Annotated in this window: 11 protein-coding genes; 8 read left to right on the top strand and 3 right to left on the bottom strand. The window is 34.3% G+C overall.

Translation table 11 applies throughout. From position 1 onward, the window contains the following. Window positions 1-23: 23 nt before the first annotated feature. Window positions 24-2,822: a glycosyl hydrolase gene (locus tag GKZ86_RS08785; protein WP_154782739.1), complete on the bottom strand. Its 2,799-nt coding sequence runs from the start codon at window positions 2,820-2,822 to the stop codon at window positions 24-26. 407 nt (window positions 2,823-3,229) lie between these two features. On the opposite strand from GKZ86_RS08785, the gene GKZ86_RS08780 reads away from it, so the two are divergent. The 8 genes from GKZ86_RS08780 (at window position 3,230) to GKZ86_RS08745 (ending at window position 14,527) form a co-directional block, all read left to right on the top strand. After that, the gene (locus GKZ86_RS08780) at window positions 3,230-6,373 is read left to right on the top strand and encodes a TonB-dependent receptor (RefSeq protein WP_154782738.1); all 3,144 of its coding nucleotides are present in this window, start codon (window positions 3,230-3,232) and stop codon (window positions 6,371-6,373) included. Between the two features lie 6 nt (window positions 6,374-6,379). Beyond that, window positions 6,380-7,915 (top strand): RagB/SusD family nutrient uptake outer membrane protein, encoded by a 1,536-nt coding sequence (locus GKZ86_RS08775; RefSeq protein ID WP_154782737.1) that lies wholly within the window; start codon window positions 6,380-6,382, stop codon window positions 7,913-7,915. A gap of 171 nt (window positions 7,916-8,086) precedes the next feature. Beyond that, the gene (locus tag GKZ86_RS08770; protein ID WP_154782736.1) at window positions 8,087-9,619 is read left to right on the top strand and encodes a sialate O-acetylesterase; all 1,533 of its coding nucleotides are present in this window, start codon (window positions 8,087-8,089) and stop codon (window positions 9,617-9,619) included. Between the two features lie 198 nt (window positions 9,620-9,817). After that, entirely contained in the window at window positions 9,818-10,888 is a 1,071-nt protein-coding gene (locus GKZ86_RS08765; RefSeq protein ID WP_154782735.1) for a glycoside hydrolase family protein, read from the top strand. Window positions 10,889-10,926: 38 nt separating this feature from the next. Then, on the top strand, window positions 10,927-11,256 hold the full coding sequence (gene rhaM, locus GKZ86_RS08760) for an L-rhamnose mutarotase (protein ID WP_154782734.1): 330 nt from the start codon (window positions 10,927-10,929) through the stop codon (window positions 11,254-11,256). 37 nt (window positions 11,257-11,293) lie between these two features. Continuing rightward, window positions 11,294-12,583, top strand: a complete 1,290-nt coding sequence (locus GKZ86_RS08755; RefSeq protein ID WP_154782733.1) for a DUF4861 domain-containing protein — start codon at window positions 11,294-11,296, stop codon at window positions 12,581-12,583. A 153-nt stretch (window positions 12,584-12,736) separates the two neighbouring features. Beyond that, the gene (locus GKZ86_RS08750; RefSeq protein ID WP_154782732.1) at window positions 12,737-14,065 is read left to right on the top strand and encodes a glycoside hydrolase family 28 protein; all 1,329 of its coding nucleotides are present in this window, start codon (window positions 12,737-12,739) and stop codon (window positions 14,063-14,065) included. A 285-nt stretch (window positions 14,066-14,350) separates the two neighbouring features. Next, window positions 14,351-14,527, top strand: coding sequence for a histone H1 (locus GKZ86_RS08745; protein ID WP_059114598.1), 177 nt, complete (start codon window positions 14,351-14,353; stop codon window positions 14,525-14,527). 126 nt (window positions 14,528-14,653) lie between these two features. Here GKZ86_RS08745 and GKZ86_RS08740 read toward each other — a convergent pair whose 3' ends face one another. Both GKZ86_RS08740 and GKZ86_RS08735 read right to left on the bottom strand, forming a co-directional pair. Continuing rightward, on the bottom strand, window positions 14,654-16,153 hold the full coding sequence (locus GKZ86_RS08740) for a rhamnogalacturonan acetylesterase (protein ID WP_154782731.1): 1,500 nt from the start codon (window positions 16,151-16,153) through the stop codon (window positions 14,654-14,656). A 125-nt stretch (window positions 16,154-16,278) separates the two neighbouring features. Next, window positions 16,279-19,128 (bottom strand): glycoside hydrolase family 2 TIM barrel-domain containing protein, encoded by a 2,850-nt coding sequence (locus GKZ86_RS08735; RefSeq protein WP_154782730.1) that lies wholly within the window; start codon window positions 19,126-19,128, stop codon window positions 16,279-16,281. Between the last annotated feature and the right edge of the window lie 137 nt (window positions 19,129-19,265).

Raw genomic sequence — 19,265 nt, 5'->3', positions numbered from 1 at the left:
TTTTAATATTCGTTATTTAATAGTTAGTTTTGCTCTTGTAATGGAGTGATCGTAACCGGTCCTAATAATCCTGAAGGCATTGGATTCCATTTTGTAGCATCAAATTTTTTATAATCTTTATCAACCATATTGATCTCGTAGAAAATTTTCCATTCTTCACCTTTTAGTTCTTTATCCCTGATTCGGTTTGCAGAAAGATTTGTCACCTGAATTTTCAAGGTGTTTTTTCCCGGTTTTAATTTTGAGATGTTTAGTTTATAAGGAACAGACCAGGCTGTACCAATAAATTTATCATTAAGCCAGACTTTGGCACTTTCACGAACATCTCCTAAATTTAAACTCCAGTTGGTTATTTTAGAATTCGGATTTTCAAATTGCAAATTATATGTCGCAGATCCTGAAAAAGCTTCGGCTTCCGGACTTAATTTTGTCCATGATTCTAAATTAGAAATGGTAGCCTCCGATGGTAATTTTGGACCGCCTTTATCGAAGGTAATTTTCCAGTTTCCTTTTAAAGAAACCGGTTCGGCAGTTGGTTCAAAATAATTCCATTTTTTTTGAGAAGCTGTATTTTCTGTTTTTAAAAAATAAGATTGCCCCGGTTCTATTTTAATTTTTACCAGTGTTTTATCACTCGATTTGTTTACAATTGCATTGCCGGTTTTTTTAGTTAACGGATCGAGAATTAGAACTTCTTTATTACCAATTTGCAACGGAATAAATTCGTCTATCGTTTTAGAAGTATGATTAACGAGATAATATATTTTTTCTCCGTCGATAGTTCTTCGGGTATATTTTAAACCTGTATTTACAAGGCTTTCCGGATATATTTTAGCATTTTCTAAAGCTGTAAAAATATCCGATGGTTTTGCTAAATTGCTATTAGCTGATAAAAGGTTTTGGAGTTCTTCTTCTTGTTTTTTATAATTATTAAATCCGGGAATTGATTCCGGTAATCCTTCAAAAATAATTGTAGCGCCGGCTTTTTGAAGTTCAATTAGTTTTTGCAAAGTAGCAAGCGGCATTTTTTTGCAAGATGGAATTATCAATGATTTAAAAGTACCGCCCGGTAAACTAATTTGTCTGTTAACTACTTTGGCTTCTGCAATAAAATTATCAGAAATAAAATCTACGCCATATCCTTTTTTCATCAGGTTTTTTGTAGTGTCGTAAAAAGAAGTTTCATAGAGCCATTCCGATAAAGAATGAATTTTGAATTGAAAAAATAAATCTCCTTTTTGGTATTTATCCCAAGTATCAAAAATAGGCCAGTAAAGTAAAATTTCATTATCAGATTTTCCTTGTTGCAATAACGACTGGCAATTGGCGATATAAGAAAACAGGGCAGGAGCATCTTCCCAAATATTATTATTTGAATTAAAATTTACCGAAGCATAAAATTGCCATCCCGGCCATGCAGCTCTTGCAGGCGAATAAGTAGAACCATGAAGAAAAACGTGATTTACGCCATTGAGCATTAAATCTTCAACCTCAGGTTTACATTGTGATAACGCGGTTTTAAAATGTTCTCTGAGCCAGGTAAATGTTTCGGAAGAAACCAGGTTTTTACCGGAAATATGTGCTGCAGATGATGAAAATTTCAACATAACCGGATCAGCATCTCCCTCACGGATATCTTCTTTTTCACGCCTGAAACCTGGAATTTCAAAAGGCATAGAACCAAAAGTTTCGCATTCCGGAATATCTGCAGAAGCATACAAATCGATCAGATTTCCCGGTGAACCGTGCGCTTGAAGTTTAGTTTTAAAGTTTTTGGAATGCGCCCAATTTGTCCACGATTTATCAAATTTATTCAATAATAAATCAGCAATAGTTTGTCGGTAATCGCTTCTAATACGATTTCCAATTTCATTATCGGTTTCATTCAACAAATTTGGTAACTCCTTTTTCAAATCATAACCTCTTAATTTTATGAATTCTTCAAAAAAGTTTGGTGTAAAATCGGTTCCGTAAACTTCAAAACTATCATTAAAAATAGCTCTTATTTTACCTTCCCGACCTTTAAAAGCAGTATTAAAAGGAACAACATACGCATTTAGAGCTTCTTCAGAATAGTGGTCTAAAGTGTAACCATTTCCGCCCGGAGCAGCTCTTTTAACCTGTTGTCCTGTTTTACCGCTAAAAACAGCGTATAAAATATAATCTGTTTTTTTAGCTTTCCATTTCAACTTGTTTTGTTCTAACTGATTTGGTAACGCTATAGGATTTCCTTCAATTCCTTTATCATTTATATTTATTTGTTTGTTTTTAATTTGATCTGTTAGATTGATATAACTTCCGTCATTTCCGTAAGCGACTACATATAAAAGTGCTGCAGGAATTTTTTCTTTCGTATTGCTGACGGTTATGTTTCTGTCGATGGTTTCGTTTTTTTTAACCTGATATTTTTCAACAATCAGTTTTGTAGCGGCGTAAGGCAAAGTAACATGAGAACCGCCATAAGGCCAGCCGGTTCCTAAAACCATATCAACCTGCATATGAAGACTATCAGCAACATGAATGGTATAGTCTAACATTTCCATCCATTTTGGAGACAAATAATCGATGAAATTGTTCTCTTCTCCCTTAACTCCATAAATGGGTGTAATTTCGACACCGCCAATTCCTGCCTTATAAAAATCTAAAAGACTCTTTTTTAAGTTGGGTTTATCTACTGCGCTTCCCATCCACCACCAACGCGCCCAAGGCTGATTAATATTAGTCGATTTTGGCCATGGCGAGGTTACTTTTTCCTGCGCAAAGCAAGAAGAAATACATAAAATAAAAAATATAATGCAGCAATAGAATTTGGTTTGTCTCATTATAAAATATTCAAAATTGTTATAGTGACCTGATCGTACTCTGGTTTCTAAAATAGAAAAGAGTATGTAGTAAAAGTATTAGTACTTCATGAAATTGCTATCCTGTAGCATCCTGTCTTAATTTTATTTTTAAAAGTTATATATCCTTAAAATTGGTTAATTTTTTCATCTATTCTTAGTTTTTTATTTAAAAAAATATGTATTCAAAAAAAAATATTAAATAAAATTTTCAATATAATAATTATATTTTTCGCATTGTAAATCAGCCACTTAAAGAGGGTTTTAGTTAAAAAAAACATAAAAAATATTATAAGATATTGAAAGTTAACAGGATACTACAGGATGCTGTGAAATATGCTTCTAAATAAATTTGGTTAAACTAATTAATTAACCAAACCAAACTTTGTATGAAAAATAAAATTAATCTTTTGCTGATTATGACCCTCTTTGCATTACTGCATGCAACGGGTTATGCGCAAGAAAAAGTGGTTACAGGAACAGTTACTGATCCGTCTAAACTTTCTATTCCCGGAGTTAACATTTTCGTTAAAGGAACAAAGCGAGGAGGGAGTACTGATTTCGACGGAAAATATAGTGTGAAAGTCTCTGAAGGTGAAACTTTGGTTTTTTCTTTCATAGGATTTGTGACAAAAGAACAAAAAGTAGGAAGCTCAAATACCTACAATGTTACTTTAGATACTGAAAGTTCAAATTTGAATGAAGTCGTAGTTATTGGTTATGGAACACAAAAGAAAAAATTAACCACCGGAGCAATATCCGGAATTAAAACAGAAAATTTTACCGAAAGACCGATCTCAAGAATCGATCAGGGTTTAGTAGGGCAAGTTGCGGGAGTTCGTGTAAAACAAACTACAGGTTTACCGGGACAGCCTTTTAGTATAGAAATTCGTGGAGCAGGTTCTATTACCGCAGGAAATGAACCGCTGTACGTAATTGATGGATTTCCTATTTATACCGAAGGCTCAAATGTGAATGGCGGGTTTTCAAACGGAAGTCCACTTGACAATATGAACCCTAATGATGTAGCTTCTATCGAAGTGTTGAAAGATGCGGCAGCGGCAGCAATTTACGGATCAAGAGCTTCAAATGGTGTGGTTTTGATTACAACGAAAAAAGGGAAATTAGGAAAACCAAAATTTACTTTTAATACCTATGGAGGTCTTAATAAAGAAGCTAACAGAGTGGATATGCTATCTGCAGAACAATGGATTGGCAGAGCCAAAACAATGATCGACGGTCAATGGGCAGCATCCGGTATAGCAGGTGCATCTGCCAGTCAGAACAATGCCCAAAGAATAGCGGCCTATAATGCAGCAAATCCAGCAGCACCATTAACGACAGCCAATAGCAAATATTACACGTATTTGTATGATGACAGATGGGATATGCCAGGCCATCCGGGATTAGATTATATCGATTGGCAGGATAAAGTTTTTCGTACCGGAGAATTTAGCAACTATCAATTATCAGCCTCAGGAGCTACAGAAGCTGTAAATTATTACGTATCGGCAAACTACCAAAAAAACACCGGATATATTGTTGGTACAGATTATACTTTGTTTTCTGCAAGAGCAAACGTGGATGTTAAATTATCCGAAAAATTTAAAATGGGAATTAATTTGGCTCCTTCATATTCTGTAAAAAATGATCCGGGAGTAGAAGGAAAAGACAATACATTATTTAAAGCCCTTACTGCAACGCCTGTATTTGAAAGTACTTCTAATGCAGCCGGAGAAAAATATACGACACGATACGCATGGGGAAGCAGTACAACGAATATGCTAAATGCACTGGCAAGAAAAGGAAGAAATTCGATGTACAGAACACTAATTTCATATTATGCCAGTTACAATTTTGCTAAAGGTTTTACTTTTAAGAGTACAATTAACTTCGATAACTCTGATAATGTTAACGAAAGTTACACACCAAATGATGTTATTGCCAGTATTAGAGGAGCTTATAACACCTATAGAAGACAGAATTTAGTAAATGAAAACACGCTGAATTATGATCAGGCAATAGGAAATCACAATTTTAATTTGCTTTTGGGACAGTCTTTTAATTCGTATGAAATTACAAAATCAACCATGTCATCAGGAGGACTTTATCAGGATACCGGTATCGAAACATTACCAACAGGATCATTAGGTTCGACTACTGCCGAAAAAAATACTTTGCTTTCTTACTTCGCAAGGTTGCAATACAACTATAAAGAAAAATACATTTTGTCTGCGAGTATCAGACGTGACGGTTCTTCGAAATTTGGAACTGACAAACAATGGGGTGTATTTTCTTCACTTTCATTAGCATGGAGACTAAAACAAGAAGCATTTTTAAAAGATGTAGATTGGCTTAGTGACTTAAAGCTGAGAGCAAGTATGGGTACAAACGGAAGTAATAACATTCCGTCTTACGGTCCTTATGCACTTTTGGGACAATATAATTATACGCTTGGAGGAACAAATGCAGGTGGATTGGGAGCTTCTACAATACCAAATCCTGAACTGCACTGGGAAGAATCGAAAAGTATTGATTATGGAATTGACTTCGGATTTTTAAAAAACAGAATATCAGGAACATTTGAAATGTATCGAAAAAATAATAGCGAATTACTTTTAAGAGTTCCAATTCTGGCCGCTTCAGGATTTACAAGTTACCTTACCAATATTGGAGAAGTACAAAATCAGGGATGGGAATTTGAGTTAAACACTTTAAACTTTAAGACAAATAATTTTGAATGGAGAACATCAGCAAATATTAGTCATAATGAAAACAAAGTGTTGGCATTGGGAAAAGATCAGTCTAAAATTGAAATTAGTAATTCTTTTGATGGAGGAGTTCCTTTTGTGAAATTAGAAGTAGGTAAACCCATGTACACCATATTTGGTTTACAACAAAACGGAGTTGTTACTCAAGCCGATATTGATAAAGGCGGAACGACGATTGGCGGAAATAAACTGGTTTTGGGAGATCCGAGATATATTGATCAAAACGGAGATAAAAAAATCAATTCTGACGACCGCGTAGATTTAGGAAATCCTACACCAAAATATACTTGGGGAATTACCAATACTTTTAAATACAAAGATGTCGATTTGAGTGTCTTAGTACAAGGTCAAAACGGAGGAACAGTTTACGGATTAACCGGAAGAGCTATTGATCGTACCGGAATGGGATCTGTAGAAAATTCTTTAGATGTAGATCCTGCAGTAAGAGGAAACTGGAGAACATCATTTGGATATCAGGCCAATTCAGATTGGTTGTATAAGTCAGATTATGTGAGTATTAGAAGTATTTCAATAGGATATAACTTAAGACAAGCCGTAAAAAGCATCAGCAGAATCGATAATGCAAGATTGTATATAACGGGAGAAAACTGGTTTAACTGGAATAAGTATAAAGTTGGTTTCAATCCAGAAGCCGTAAATACTTCCGCAAGTTCAAATACTGATTACTCTGTACCGGTAGATTACGGAGGAGCTCCATTGGCAAAATCAATTGTTTTAGGTCTAAACATTAATTTTAATTAAAATAAAATGAAAAAGTATATTTATTTAGCGGCAAGCATATTGGCAGTATTTGCCTTTACATCTTGCGAAGATGAATTGACTCAATTGCCTCTATCACAACGTACAATAGAGAATTTTTATTTAACTCAGTCTGATTTTGTTCAGGCAAGAAATGCTACATATTCAGTTGCTTTTCATGGAGCAGGAACCTATGGTTATGCTAACAGAGTAATGAATTTAAGCGAAACAAGATCAGATAATTTGTACGCAACTACTACGGCATCAAGAGAATGGGAAGGAATTAATAGTTTTTATACCAATATAAGTACGAATACCTACGTAAAAGAAGCTTATACAAGCAACTATAACGCCATTTATAAAGCAAATCAACTGTTAGAAAAATTAGCAGAAAAAGGAGATTTAATTTTTACAAATCCCGCTGATAAAACGTCAATGATTGCCGAAGCTCGATTTCTTAGAGCATTTTGTTATTTTGATTTAATCAGATGGTTTGGAAGAGTTCCGCTAATCGAAAGAACAATGTCAGCAGAGGAAGTTACTAAAATACCACGAACTCCCGTTGCTGATATTTATAAATTAATTATATCAGATTTAGAACAAGCTATTCCTGATCTTACTCCAGCTTATGATGCAGCAAATTACGGCAGAGTTTCTAAATATGGAGCAAAAGCATTATTAGGCCTTGTGTATATGACACGTTCAAGCCCAACTTACGGAATTGATGGCGCCACACTTGGTTTAAGCGAATGGGATAAAGCGTACCAACAATTAAACGATATTAAAACAAGCGGATTATTTACTTTTGGTACAGATTACGCTGCAATTTTTAAAATTGAAGGTCTTTTAAACAAAGAAAATGTACTTACAATTCCTTATACTCAAAATCTTCCGAGTGCAGTTGGAGGTAATTTTATGGTAGAACTTGGGTACGAACCGTATTTTGCATCAGTAAATTTATCAGCGCAGGGGTCTTTAGAAGCCAAACCCGTATCAAATGAATTTGTAAATAAGTTTGCTGCAAATGATGCCAGAAAAACATTTGGTATCGCAACCAGTTATACAGTAGCAACAGGAACATACAAAGGAAGTTATACACTGCCAATCTTTAAAAAATACATTGATCCCGCAAGATACGGAAACGGACGTGAAGACTGGGGTGTAGATTTTATGATAATACGCTACACAGATGTTTTAATGATGATGGCTGAATGTACACTTCACGGTGGTGGCGGTACTCAGGCAGAGGTTGATGATATTGTAAATCAGATAAGAACAAGAGCTGGAGTTCCGGCAAATGCGGTTAATATTACTTTAGATCAATTATTTGATGAAAGAAGAAAAGAATTCTTTTCAGAAGGTACAAGATGGTTTGATTTAATCAGATCAGGTAATGCAGTAACCATTATGAATGCCTGGAAAGCAGTTGAAGATACCGGCGGAAAAATCAGAACCATAGATAATAACAGCCTGATATATCCAATTCCATTACAAGAAATTTTAGCAGTCCCTGGACTTTACGACCAGAATAAAGGTTACGATTAAAAAAACTTTGCCCCCAATTTTTTTTTTTCATATTTTGTTTTTTTTGAAAATGCTGTCTCTACTGACAGCATTTTTTCATTTTCATATTCAAAATAAAACAGGAAAGCACAGGATGCATTTCGGGATTAACTATTTTAAATTTAATGTTTAGGACTTAATAATTCAAAACCAATGATTTACTTAAAAAAACTCCTTATATTTTTATTCATTTTAAGTGCACAATTTCAGCTTTCAGCGCAAGTAAAATTGCCCGCATTAGTAAGTGATAATATGGTTTTGCAGCAAAATGCAAAAGTTAATTTATGGGGATGGTCATCACCAAACGAAAAAATAAATATTCAGTTAGAGTGGTTAAATACTCCAATTGAAATTGTCGCCAACGCAGAAGGAAACTGGAAAACAACTGTTGATACACCAAACGGAAGCGATAAAAAATACACCATAACCATAAATGCAAACAATAAAATTGTACTCAATAATATTCTAATCGGAGAAGTCTGGCTTTGTTCCGGCCAGTCGAATATGTTTTTTCCTGTTGGGAGAGAAGAAAAAACATGGAAAACCGGAGTTAAAAATTACGAAGAAGAAGTAAAAAATGCCACTTATCCCGATATAAGATTTTTTACAGTTGCACTTAACGCTTCTCAACAACCACTTGAAGATGTTTCAGGAAGCTGGAAAGTTTGTACACCTGAAAAAATCAAAACATTCTCAGCCGTAGCCTATTTCTTTGGAAGAGATCTATACCAAAAACTAAATGTCCCAATCGGATTAATTTCGACTTCCTGGGGAGGAACAAAAGCCGAAGCCTGGACAGCCCAAAATATTTTAGAAGAAGAAGTTGCCTTTTTGCCCATTCTTCAGGAAGATGCAAAAAATGAAAAAATATATCAGGAAAAGCTCGAAGCCTATTATTTGAGTTTAACAAACGAACGAATTGCAAGTGCAGAAAACGCACCAAAAGGACAATTAAAAAAGCCTAAAAAAGAACCTAATAAAACTTCCTATGTATTGTACAACGCTATGTTGCATCCTATAGTGAACTATACTATAAAAGGAGCGATTTGGTATCAGGGCGAAAGCAATTCCGGAAAAGCCTTTTTGTATCGAACTTTATTTCCTATAATGGTAAAAAGCTGGAGAGAAGAATGGAAGCAAGGCGATTTTCCGTTTTATTACGTACAGATTACACCTCATAAAGGACAAAATGCAGAAATCAGAGAAGCACAATTAATGGCTTTAAAAGCGATTCCAAACAGCGGAATGGTCGTAACAACAGATGTTGGAGACGCACAAAATATTCATCCAATCGACAAACAAACCGTTGGACACCGATTAGCTTTAATTGCAAGAGCTAAAACGTATGGGGAAAATAAATTGGTGTATTCAGGACCAATTTACAATCAGATGAAAATTAAAAAACAAAAAGTACAGCTGTTTTTTGATTATGCCGAATCTGGATTAAAGGCAAACGGAGATGTTTTAAAAGAATTCGAAATAGCAGGAAACGATCAGGTATTTTATCCCGCCGATGCTAAAATCAGCGGAAAAACGATTATAGTTTCTTCGTTACAAGTAAAAGAGCCAATTGCTGTGCGTTTTGCATGGAAAGCAGTTCCCGAGCCTAATTTATTCAATAATGAAAATTTACCGGCTTCACCTTTTAGAACAGATGATTGGGAAATTAAAACAGAGAAAAAATAAAACATACATTCATTTATTTTTTAACACATAGAAACATAGTCTGACAAACTTAAAGAAAGGCGTTTCACTTATCTAAATTCATTTAGCTATGTGTAAGAAACGAGTTTCTTATTTTACTCTTTTTCTGAGTATAAAAATCTATGTTTCTATGTGTTTAAATTAAAATTTTTAATGAGTTGATTGATAAGAAAAATTAAAATGAACCGAAGAAAATTTATAATTGGAAATTCACTTGCTTTGATTGGTTTATGTCTTCCATTTCCAGTCAGAAGCGATAATTTTTTAGACGATCCCAAGCTTTCCGATTTCGAAAAAAAACTTCGGCCTGTTGGGCGCGCACTTGAATTTGAAGATTATTACGTTTGGTGCAACAGTCCTATTGAAGGTCCCGATGGTAAAATTCATGTGTTTTTTTCCCGTTGGCCAAAAGCAAAAGGCATGAGCGGCTGGATCAGCAGTTCTGAAATTGCTCACGCCGTCGCCAATAATCCCGAAGGTCCATACGAATATGTGAGTACTATTTTGGCACCTCGCGGAACAGGCTTTTGGGATGCCACAACGTGCCATAATCCAAGTATTCATTTTGTAGACGGAAAATACGCCTTGTTCTTCATGGGAAATTCTAACGGAAAAATGGACACCAAACGCATCGGTTTAGCCACTTCAGACTCGCTTTTCGGTCCGTGGAAAAGACCAGATAAACCTTTGTTATTGCCTGGAGAAAAGGGTTCCTGGGATGATCTTTTAACGACAAATCCTTCATTTCTAAAACATCCAAACGGAGAATATTGGCTTTATTATAAATCGCTTGATACAGAAAATTATGTACATCCAAAATTCCCCATCAAAGGCAATAGAAAATACGGATTAGCCATTTCAAAATCGCTTCAGGGACCTTATATAAAACATCAAAATAATCCGCTTATAGATTTTTCTAAACTGGGAGATAACAAACAATGCGAAGATGCTTTTGTCTGGTATGAAAATAAAAAATTCAAAATGTTAGCCAGAGATATGGGCGTTTTCGGAATTGATAACGGTCTTTATATGGATTCTGATGATGGTATTCATTGGAGCGATCCTTTAATTTCGTATCAGCCTTTAAATAAATATATAAAACAACCCGAAGCTCCAAAACATTTAAACAGATACGGTCGTGCAGAACGTCCGCAATTACTGTTTCAAAACGGAAAAGCAACTTATCTATTTACAGCTTCTCAAGGCGGAAAATACGAAACAGCATCTGCTTTTATTTTTAAAATAGTTTGATAAAATTTCAGAGGTAATTAATTTTAAACATTCAAAAAATGAAAAATAATGACATTATAAGAAATGCTTTTAAAATGAAATTAAAACCAGGTTTTGAAGCAGAATATAAAAAACGTCACCAGATAATTTGGCCGGAATTACAAACATTGCTTTCAGAAAGCGGAATTCAGGATTATAGTATTTTTTTGGATGAAGAAACGATGATCCTTTTTGGAGTTCAAAAAATAAGTCCGGATTTTGATTTTAATTTTTTGCCAAATCATCCAATTATGAAAAAATGGTGGACATATATGGCTGATATTATGGAGACAAATGCAGATAATTCGCCCGTTGCAGTTTCCTTAAAAGAGGTATTTCATATTGATTAAATGTTTAAATTGTTTAAAAAAGAAAAAACTAAAAAGAATGAAAAATACAATTAAACTTTACGCACAAATTACATTTTCAGTATTGATTTTTGCAAGCTGCAATGCGCAGAAAAAAACAACCGAAAAATTAATTGTCTTAAAGAATACTTCAAATTTAGAATTGCCTCAAAAAGCAATTTCAATTAAAAGAAGTGAACTTGCTGTAAAAGACGTGACAAATGATTTTGCTATTCTATTACATAAAAAAGATACAATTCCAGCGCAGCTAAATGATTTGGATAACGACGGAAAATGGGATGAACTATTTTTTGTTGCAGATTTTTCGCCAAAAGAAACCAAAACAATAACATTGAATTGGTCTAAAACAAATCCGAAATTCCCAATAAAAACAAGTGCCAGATTCGGAAAAAGAGAAGGCAAAAACCTGCCCGTTCATCCGGATACACAAGAAGTTTTATTGGCTAATCAGGTACATAAAAAATTAGGATATCAGAAATATCAAACCGACGGGCCAACCTGGGAAAATGACAAAGTAGGTTTTAGGCATTATTTGGATGGAAGAAATTCAAAAGACGTTTTCGGGAAAAGAATACCTGCAATTACGCCCGAAGATGTAGGAATAAACAGTAAAGGCGCCGTTGAAGATAATTATCATGTTATGTACGATTGGGGAAGAGATATTTTTCCTGTTGGAAATTCTGCCGGATTAGGAGGTTTCGCTTTATTGATAGATAACAAAATAAACAGACTAGGAATTATTGCCAGCGATACACTAAATAATATTGAAAAAACAACCTTTAAAATTGTTAGCGAAGGCCCTGTAAATTCAGTTTTAAGTTATAATTATCAAAATTGGGAAGCTTCAGGAAATAAATATCAGGCAAAAGAAACCACTTCGATCTGGCCGGGAATGTACGGTTATAAAAACACCATTGCGGTTGATGGTTTAAAAGGAAAAGAAACATTATTAATAGCACTTTCTAACCTGAACAATCAAAACCCGCTACAAGTTATAGATTCAGGAGATTTTGTCTGTTTTATTCAACATGACAAACTAACCTACGAGCGCCAATGGATTTTAGGAACCGCTATAATTATTCCTAAAAACGTTTATAAAGGTTATATGGAAGCGCCAAAAACCGGACAATTGACAGATTCATATTTAATAAAATTGAATGTAAAAAATAATCAGGAAGTGAGTTATTATCCAATTGCCGGCTGGGAATTAAGCGCAGATAAAAACTTTAAAGATTCAGCATATTTTGCCAATTATGTAACAACGTTAGCAAAACAGCTTTCGGTTAAAATTAAAGTTGAGGTAAAGTAAACACAAATTGTGTCATTTCGATCCCGAGGCTTCGGGAGAGAAATCACATCCAGAGAGCAACGAACTGTGAATCCGTTATGATATAACACACCTTGCGCAGGACTTCGACTTCGCTCAGTCTGACAAAAAACAAAAAAACTAACAAAAACCAAAATGAAAAATATCTTTAAAACCTTAATTTGCATTGCTGTATTTACACAATCAGCATTCTCGCAAAATTATAAAAACGACACATTTCCTGACGGAACAGCGATTCCGAATTGGTTTAAAGACTACACCAAAATTCAATTAAAAGATTTAGGTAAAAAATATACCATTACAGATTTCGGCGTTAGTAAAGACAGCTCTAAAATTCAAACCGCAGCCATTCAGAAAATCATAGACAAAGCTGCAGCAAATGGAGGCGGAGTAATCGTGATTCCGAAAGGCGTTTATTTAAGCGGTGCTCTATTCTTTAAACCCAAAACCACTTTGTATGTTTCAGAAGGCGGCGTTTTAAAAGGCTCTGATAATATTGCCGATTTCCCAATTATGCCATCAAGAATGGAAGGACAAAACCTGGATTATTTTCCGGCTTTGGTAAATGCTTACGGAGTCGATAATTTTTCTATTTCGGGCAAAGGAACCATTAACGGAAACGGCTTAAAATATTGGGAAGCATTCTGGCAAAGACGAAAAGAAAATCCAAAATGCACCAATCTTGAAGTTTCAAGACCAAGATTAGTTTTTATCTGGAATTCGAATAATGTACAACTTCAGGATGTAAAATTGATTAATTCAGGTTTTTGGACCAATCATTTTTATAAATGCAATAATGTCAAAATGCTCGATTTGTATATTTTTTCTCCACACATTGGCGTAAAAGCTCCAAGTACAGATGCAATTGATATTGATATTTGCACCAACTTTTTAGTAAAAGGCTGTTATATGTCTGTAAACGACGATGCGATTGCCTTAAAAGGTGGAAAAGGTCCTTATGCAGATCAGGATAAAAACAACGGTCCAAATGCCAATATAATCATTGAAGATTGCAATTTTGGATTTTGCCATTCTTCATTAACCAACGGAAGCGAATCTATTCACAACAGAAATATAATCATGCGTAATTGCAAAATCGATGGCGCTTCGAGATTATTATGGCTTAAAATGCGCCCGGATACACCCCAAAAATACGAGTACATAAGAGTTGAAGATATAAAAGGCGAAGCCAAAACCTGTCTGGCCGTTTTTGCCTGGAAACAATTTTTTGATTTAAAAGGCCGTCCCGATATTCCGTTGTCTTACGGAGACAATGTAACCTTAAAAAATATCGATCTTAAATGTGAGACTTTTTACGGAGTAGAAAATGATCCGAATGTTCGTTTATCGAATTTTACTTTCGAAAATTTAAATATCGAAGCCACCAAAACCGCTATTGATAAAACGATTATAAACGGTGTAACATTCAAAAATGTTTATGTAAATAAACAGTTGATTGAGTAAGTAACAGAAGAACAAAGTTATAGGCATGTTGAATTTTAAGTTCTTTTGACTGAATTTGAGCGTAAGAAAAACAAGCGAAATAGATTATTAAGCAGTGATTATGAACTAATAACAAAAAAAATATTTTAATAGTATTTTTTGTAATAGGTTGATTATGAATAATGAAGAAGCGCGGTTAATTAAATATTAACTGAAATGACAAATTGAGTGATAATTTTAACAATAAACTTGCGTTATGTTTCAAGCAAACTTTTATTTTTGCGCCTTAATTTAACAAGTATAAGCATGAAAGATCTATTAGTAAAAATCAACGCCGAAATCGAAACATTCAAAACAGAATCTGAGTCATTAACTGAAAAAGGAGTTAAAGCTGCAGGAGCTAGAGCACGTAAAGCTACTTTAGAAATTGAAAAACTTTTAAAAGAGTTTAGAAAAGTTTCTATCGAAGAATCAAAAAAATAATCTTTGTATTCAAAAGATAAAACCTCGTTCTAAACGAGGTTTTTTTTTGCCCAAAAGTTATTAGTTATGAATTGTGAATTATAAGTTATGAGTTTAACTTGGTATAGCTTACTTCTAACATTTAACTCATAATTCAATAAAGTTTTTCAAATCACATTCTTTTAATTTTTTGATACTTTCAGCAGCGGTAAGAGCATTAAGTTTTGCGCCTTCAAAGTCAGTATGAGTGTGATCTTTAGGAAAATATGTCTTAACTTTTTCTTTTCCCAAAGCCTCATATTTTAAAGCCATAATTTGATTTAAATCAATATAATAAGCGCCTTCTTTATTTGCAACGTCTTGCGACCATTTATTATAAGTTTCTGTTCTTCGTTCAGCTTTATCATTCGGCCATTCATTTCTTGGTGTCTGACTTAAAACAATCGGAATCGCACCCTTTTCTTTGGCTTCCCGAATAAATTTTTCCAGATACCATCCAAAAGTATGCACGATTTCTTTGGTACCATCAGGTCGAATTACTTGCTGGGTTTCATCGCCGTTTCCTTTCAGTGAACCTCTAAGTTTTTCTTTGTCAACAGCTCCCGCATCATTATGACCAAACTGAATCAGAATAAAATTTCCCGGTTGCAGTTCATTTTTAACTTCATTCCAAAGCCCTTCATAATCAAAAGTTCTCGTGCTTCGTCCGCCGCGAGCTTTATTAATCACTTCAATTCTTGTTGTATCACAATACGTAGAAAACACAACGCCCCAGCCAACAGCATCAGGATTATCATTATTTGCCATAGTTGAATCTCCAATTAAAAACACCTTTTTCTTAGGAGGAAATACAATTTTGTGATTCTCTAAAATATACTTTTTTAAAGAATTTTTGCTGATTTTCAATTCATTGATAATGACCGAAGCTGCAAGTACAGCGCCTTTGGCAGATGTATGTGTATGATCACGTTTATAGAAATAAGTTCCGGTTATTTTTGTTTCGCCCAACTTTTCCATTTCAATGGCCATTTTATCATTCAAATCGATAAAAGTTACTTTTTCCTTTTCAGCAATTTGTTTCGCCCACAATCCGTAAGAAGTATTATTGCGAGGCACTTTCCCATTCTTCCAGTCGTTTCTTGGAATTGGAGAACAAACAATCGGAATCGCTCCCTTAGATTTTGCTTCCTGAATAATTTTCTGAATATACCAGCCATAACTGTGCACAATTTCATGCTTTTTTGTAAGGATATTGTCAATTTCCTGAGTCTCATTTCCAATACCTTTTATTGTTCCTCTGGCTCGTAGACTATCGTTTATTGCTCCATCATCATTATGCCCAAACTGAATTAAAACATAATCACCTTTTTTAAGCTTATTCAAAACCACAGTCCATAAACCTTTATCCTGAAAAGTCCTGCTGCTTGTTCCGCCCAAAGCATGATTTTCAATGTTAACTTTTGTAGTATCTAAAAACTGACCAATATAATCTCCCCAACCCCAAAGCCCGCCGGCACCATCTCCTTTACCATTTTTTACGGTAGAATCGCCAACCATAAAAACAGTAGGTTTATTATTTTGGTTGGAAGTAAAATTGATAAATAATACTGCCAGAGATATAAAAAAGAGTATTTTAATCAATCTCATATTTCTTAATTTTTATCGTTTAAAATCATTCCTAACAGGTTTTGAAAACCTGTTAGGAAATCATAGCGCGTATCCTAAAAGGTTTCCAAAACCTGTTAGGTATTTGTATAACATTTTATATTATATTAATTTGCCCTAAAATCAAACCACAAATTCATTAAAATTCCGTCATCGCCACTTTTAATCCGAATATTAGTAGGCTGACTTTGTGGACCTTGTTGCTCCAAAGGTTTAAAATCGCGCATTGCCGGAATCTCATGCATAAATGAAATATCTCCTTCCGAAAATGCCGGTTGCGGATTACTTCCAGGAAAAGCATTTTTAGGCAAATCAGGCGTAAATAATCTCAAAAATAAATGATCAGATTCACTAAAGACTTTAAAAGATGAATTTCCGGCTTTTAAATTAGCTGCTAATAAATTGGCGTGATAACCTTTGAATTCGGGATAAATCAAATTTTCGAAACTTTCGCCCGTAATGGTATTGTTATATTCTTTCTCCCAAAAACCATAAGTCGTTCCTTTAATTCTGTTTTTCCAAACACGATAAGGTCCTCTTCCAAACCATTTTATACCCGTCACTTCCTTTTCAGGAAAACTAAAAGTAATTCCAAAAGAGCTGATTTTATCTTCAAAAAAAGCACCGTCAAAACCTTCACCGCCAGAAGCATTTTTCAAAGCAATCAATTCCATTTTAAACCTCCCGTCAGATTCCATAATCCATTTTATAGAAGACAAACCTCCGGTATAAGATACTTTACAAATCGCTTTTTCGCCTTCCTGAGAAATTTGAATATCTTTAAGCTTAGCTTTCATTCCAATCGGGCGCGGGCCGTTTGTTAACGGAATAATGGCAACTCCATTTTTAATCGAAGAAATTTCTCCCGTTGAAGTATCAAAAGTAACCGTAACATTATTTCCTTTTAAAATGATTTCTTTTTCCGTTTTAGTTACCGAAGCTTTTGCTTTTGTATTTTGAACATTTATAAATTTAGCGGCATAAAATTTAGCCTTATGAATCGGCCATGTCCAGGTATAAATTTCTTTATTGAATTGATCGTAAGCCGATATCGATAAAATATCTCCTTCTAAAAAATTGCCCGGAACATTAAATTTGATTTTTCTGGTTTCTCCGGGTTCTATACTCGGAATTTCAATTTTTCCGGAACTTATTTCTTTGGCAATTTCATTATTATAAAGAATATTATGATCTGCTTTTACAACTTTAAAGTCCATTTTGCACAAATTCAAATTACTAAAAAGATAATCATTCGTAATCAAAAATGTACCGTCAAAATCATTTGTAACCTGTTTAGGTTGAAACTGAATCGGAGCCCAAACTTCTTTTACCGTATAATAACTTCCTTCTCTTTCGCGATGAGGTCCAAGAATTCCGTCTGCGGCAAGCGAACCTTTCGAATCAAATTTTACATTTCCCGTCCAGTCAGAGCGTTTTACCGCCTCATCTAAAAGCGCCCACATAAAACCTCCGGCAAAAAGCGGACTTTCCTTATACCGATTCCAGAAATCCTCAAGAGCAGCACCGTGTCCGTTATCATAAGTTCCGTGCATGAACTCCGTTGGAAAAAACACATTTTCACCCGAATTAAACCGATGCATTCCCGTTAAATAAGTCGGATAATGATGCGTGTCCCAGCCGTTAAAATCAGCCCATGGATGAATTACAATTCTTTTTTGAGGATCATTTTCAGTAAAAACAGTATCAATATTATAATTCCAGCCGCCTTCATTACCGTTATCCCAAATAATTATCGACGGATGATTTACATCGCGTGTTATCATTTCTGTTGCTAATTTAGTTCCCGTTTCGGTATCGTAAGCGTTTTGCCAGCCAGCCAGTTCATCCAGAACAAAAAGCCCGAGAGAATCACAAACGTCCAGAAAATGTTCGTCCGGCGGATAATGTCCACGTACCGAATTCATATTCATATCTTTAATTAATTTAACATCCAATTCGCTAATACGTTTGCTGGTACTTCGGCCTCCTTCCGGCCAAAACGAATGACGATTAATTCCCTTCATGATAATTTTAGTGCCATTTACATAAATACCATCTTGTTTTTTAAACTCTAAAGTCCTGAAACCAATTTTTTTATGATATTCATGAAGTACACTTCCGTTTTGTTTTAAAACCAATTCCAATTCATATAAATTAGGATTTTCAGGATTCCACGGTTTTATATTTTTCCATTGCGCAGTAATTGATTCTTTGGTAGTTTTTGCTTTAATCGGAAAAGTAAAAGTCTCAAAATTTTCTCCATTTACGCCTTTAATAATAGCTTCTAAAGAGGTGTTTTTAGGAATATTTTTAAGATTTAAATCAACCGTAACAGAACCATCCATTTTAGGATTTACGGCAATATTTTCAATATGTGTTTTAGGAGAAACTTCTAACCAAACCGGACGATAAATACCGCCAAACAGCCACCAATCGGCTCTTCGTTCAGCCGCATTTACTGATTTATTGGCAGAATGTTTCCAAACATGAACTTCAAGAATATTTGTTGAATCAAATTTTAATAGTGAAGAAATATCATATTTAAATTCATAAAAACCGCCCTGATGTATTATTCCGGCTAATTTTCCGTTGATTTTTACTTCCGTATCCGTCATCGCACCGCCAAAGGCAATCAGAATATTTTTGTCCTTGTAATTTGCAGGAATTTCAAATTCATATTTGTATAAACCTTCTTCCTTACTCGGTTCTTTTTGGTTTAATTCTTTGTACCAGCGGCCATACGTATATTCACCAAAACCTTCTAATTCCCATTGAGACGGAACATTTATTTTCGACCACGTTTTACTATTATTTCCATCAGTACAATAAAAATCCCATTGTACCGGATGTTCAAAATCTTTTCCCGAAAGAAATATTTTGTCAGTTTGTTGTGCTGCAATGTTTTGAGTGAAAATTGCAACAATTGTAAAAAGATAAATGATGTTTTTTAATTGCATAGTTAATGAGATAGTATTTCAAAACTAGCAGTTCTTATTTTATATAGTATCCTGTACTATGATGTTAAAATATTAAAGAATATTAAATTATTATATTGATAAAATCAGGTAGGTACAGGATAGTAAAAAATAAAAAA

It is taken from the genome of Flavobacterium sp. LC2016-13, assembly GCF_009707955.1.
Classification (GTDB): Bacteria; Bacteroidota; Bacteroidia; order Flavobacteriales; family Flavobacteriaceae; genus Flavobacterium.
This window is presented reverse-complemented; position numbering and strand designations above follow the sequence as displayed.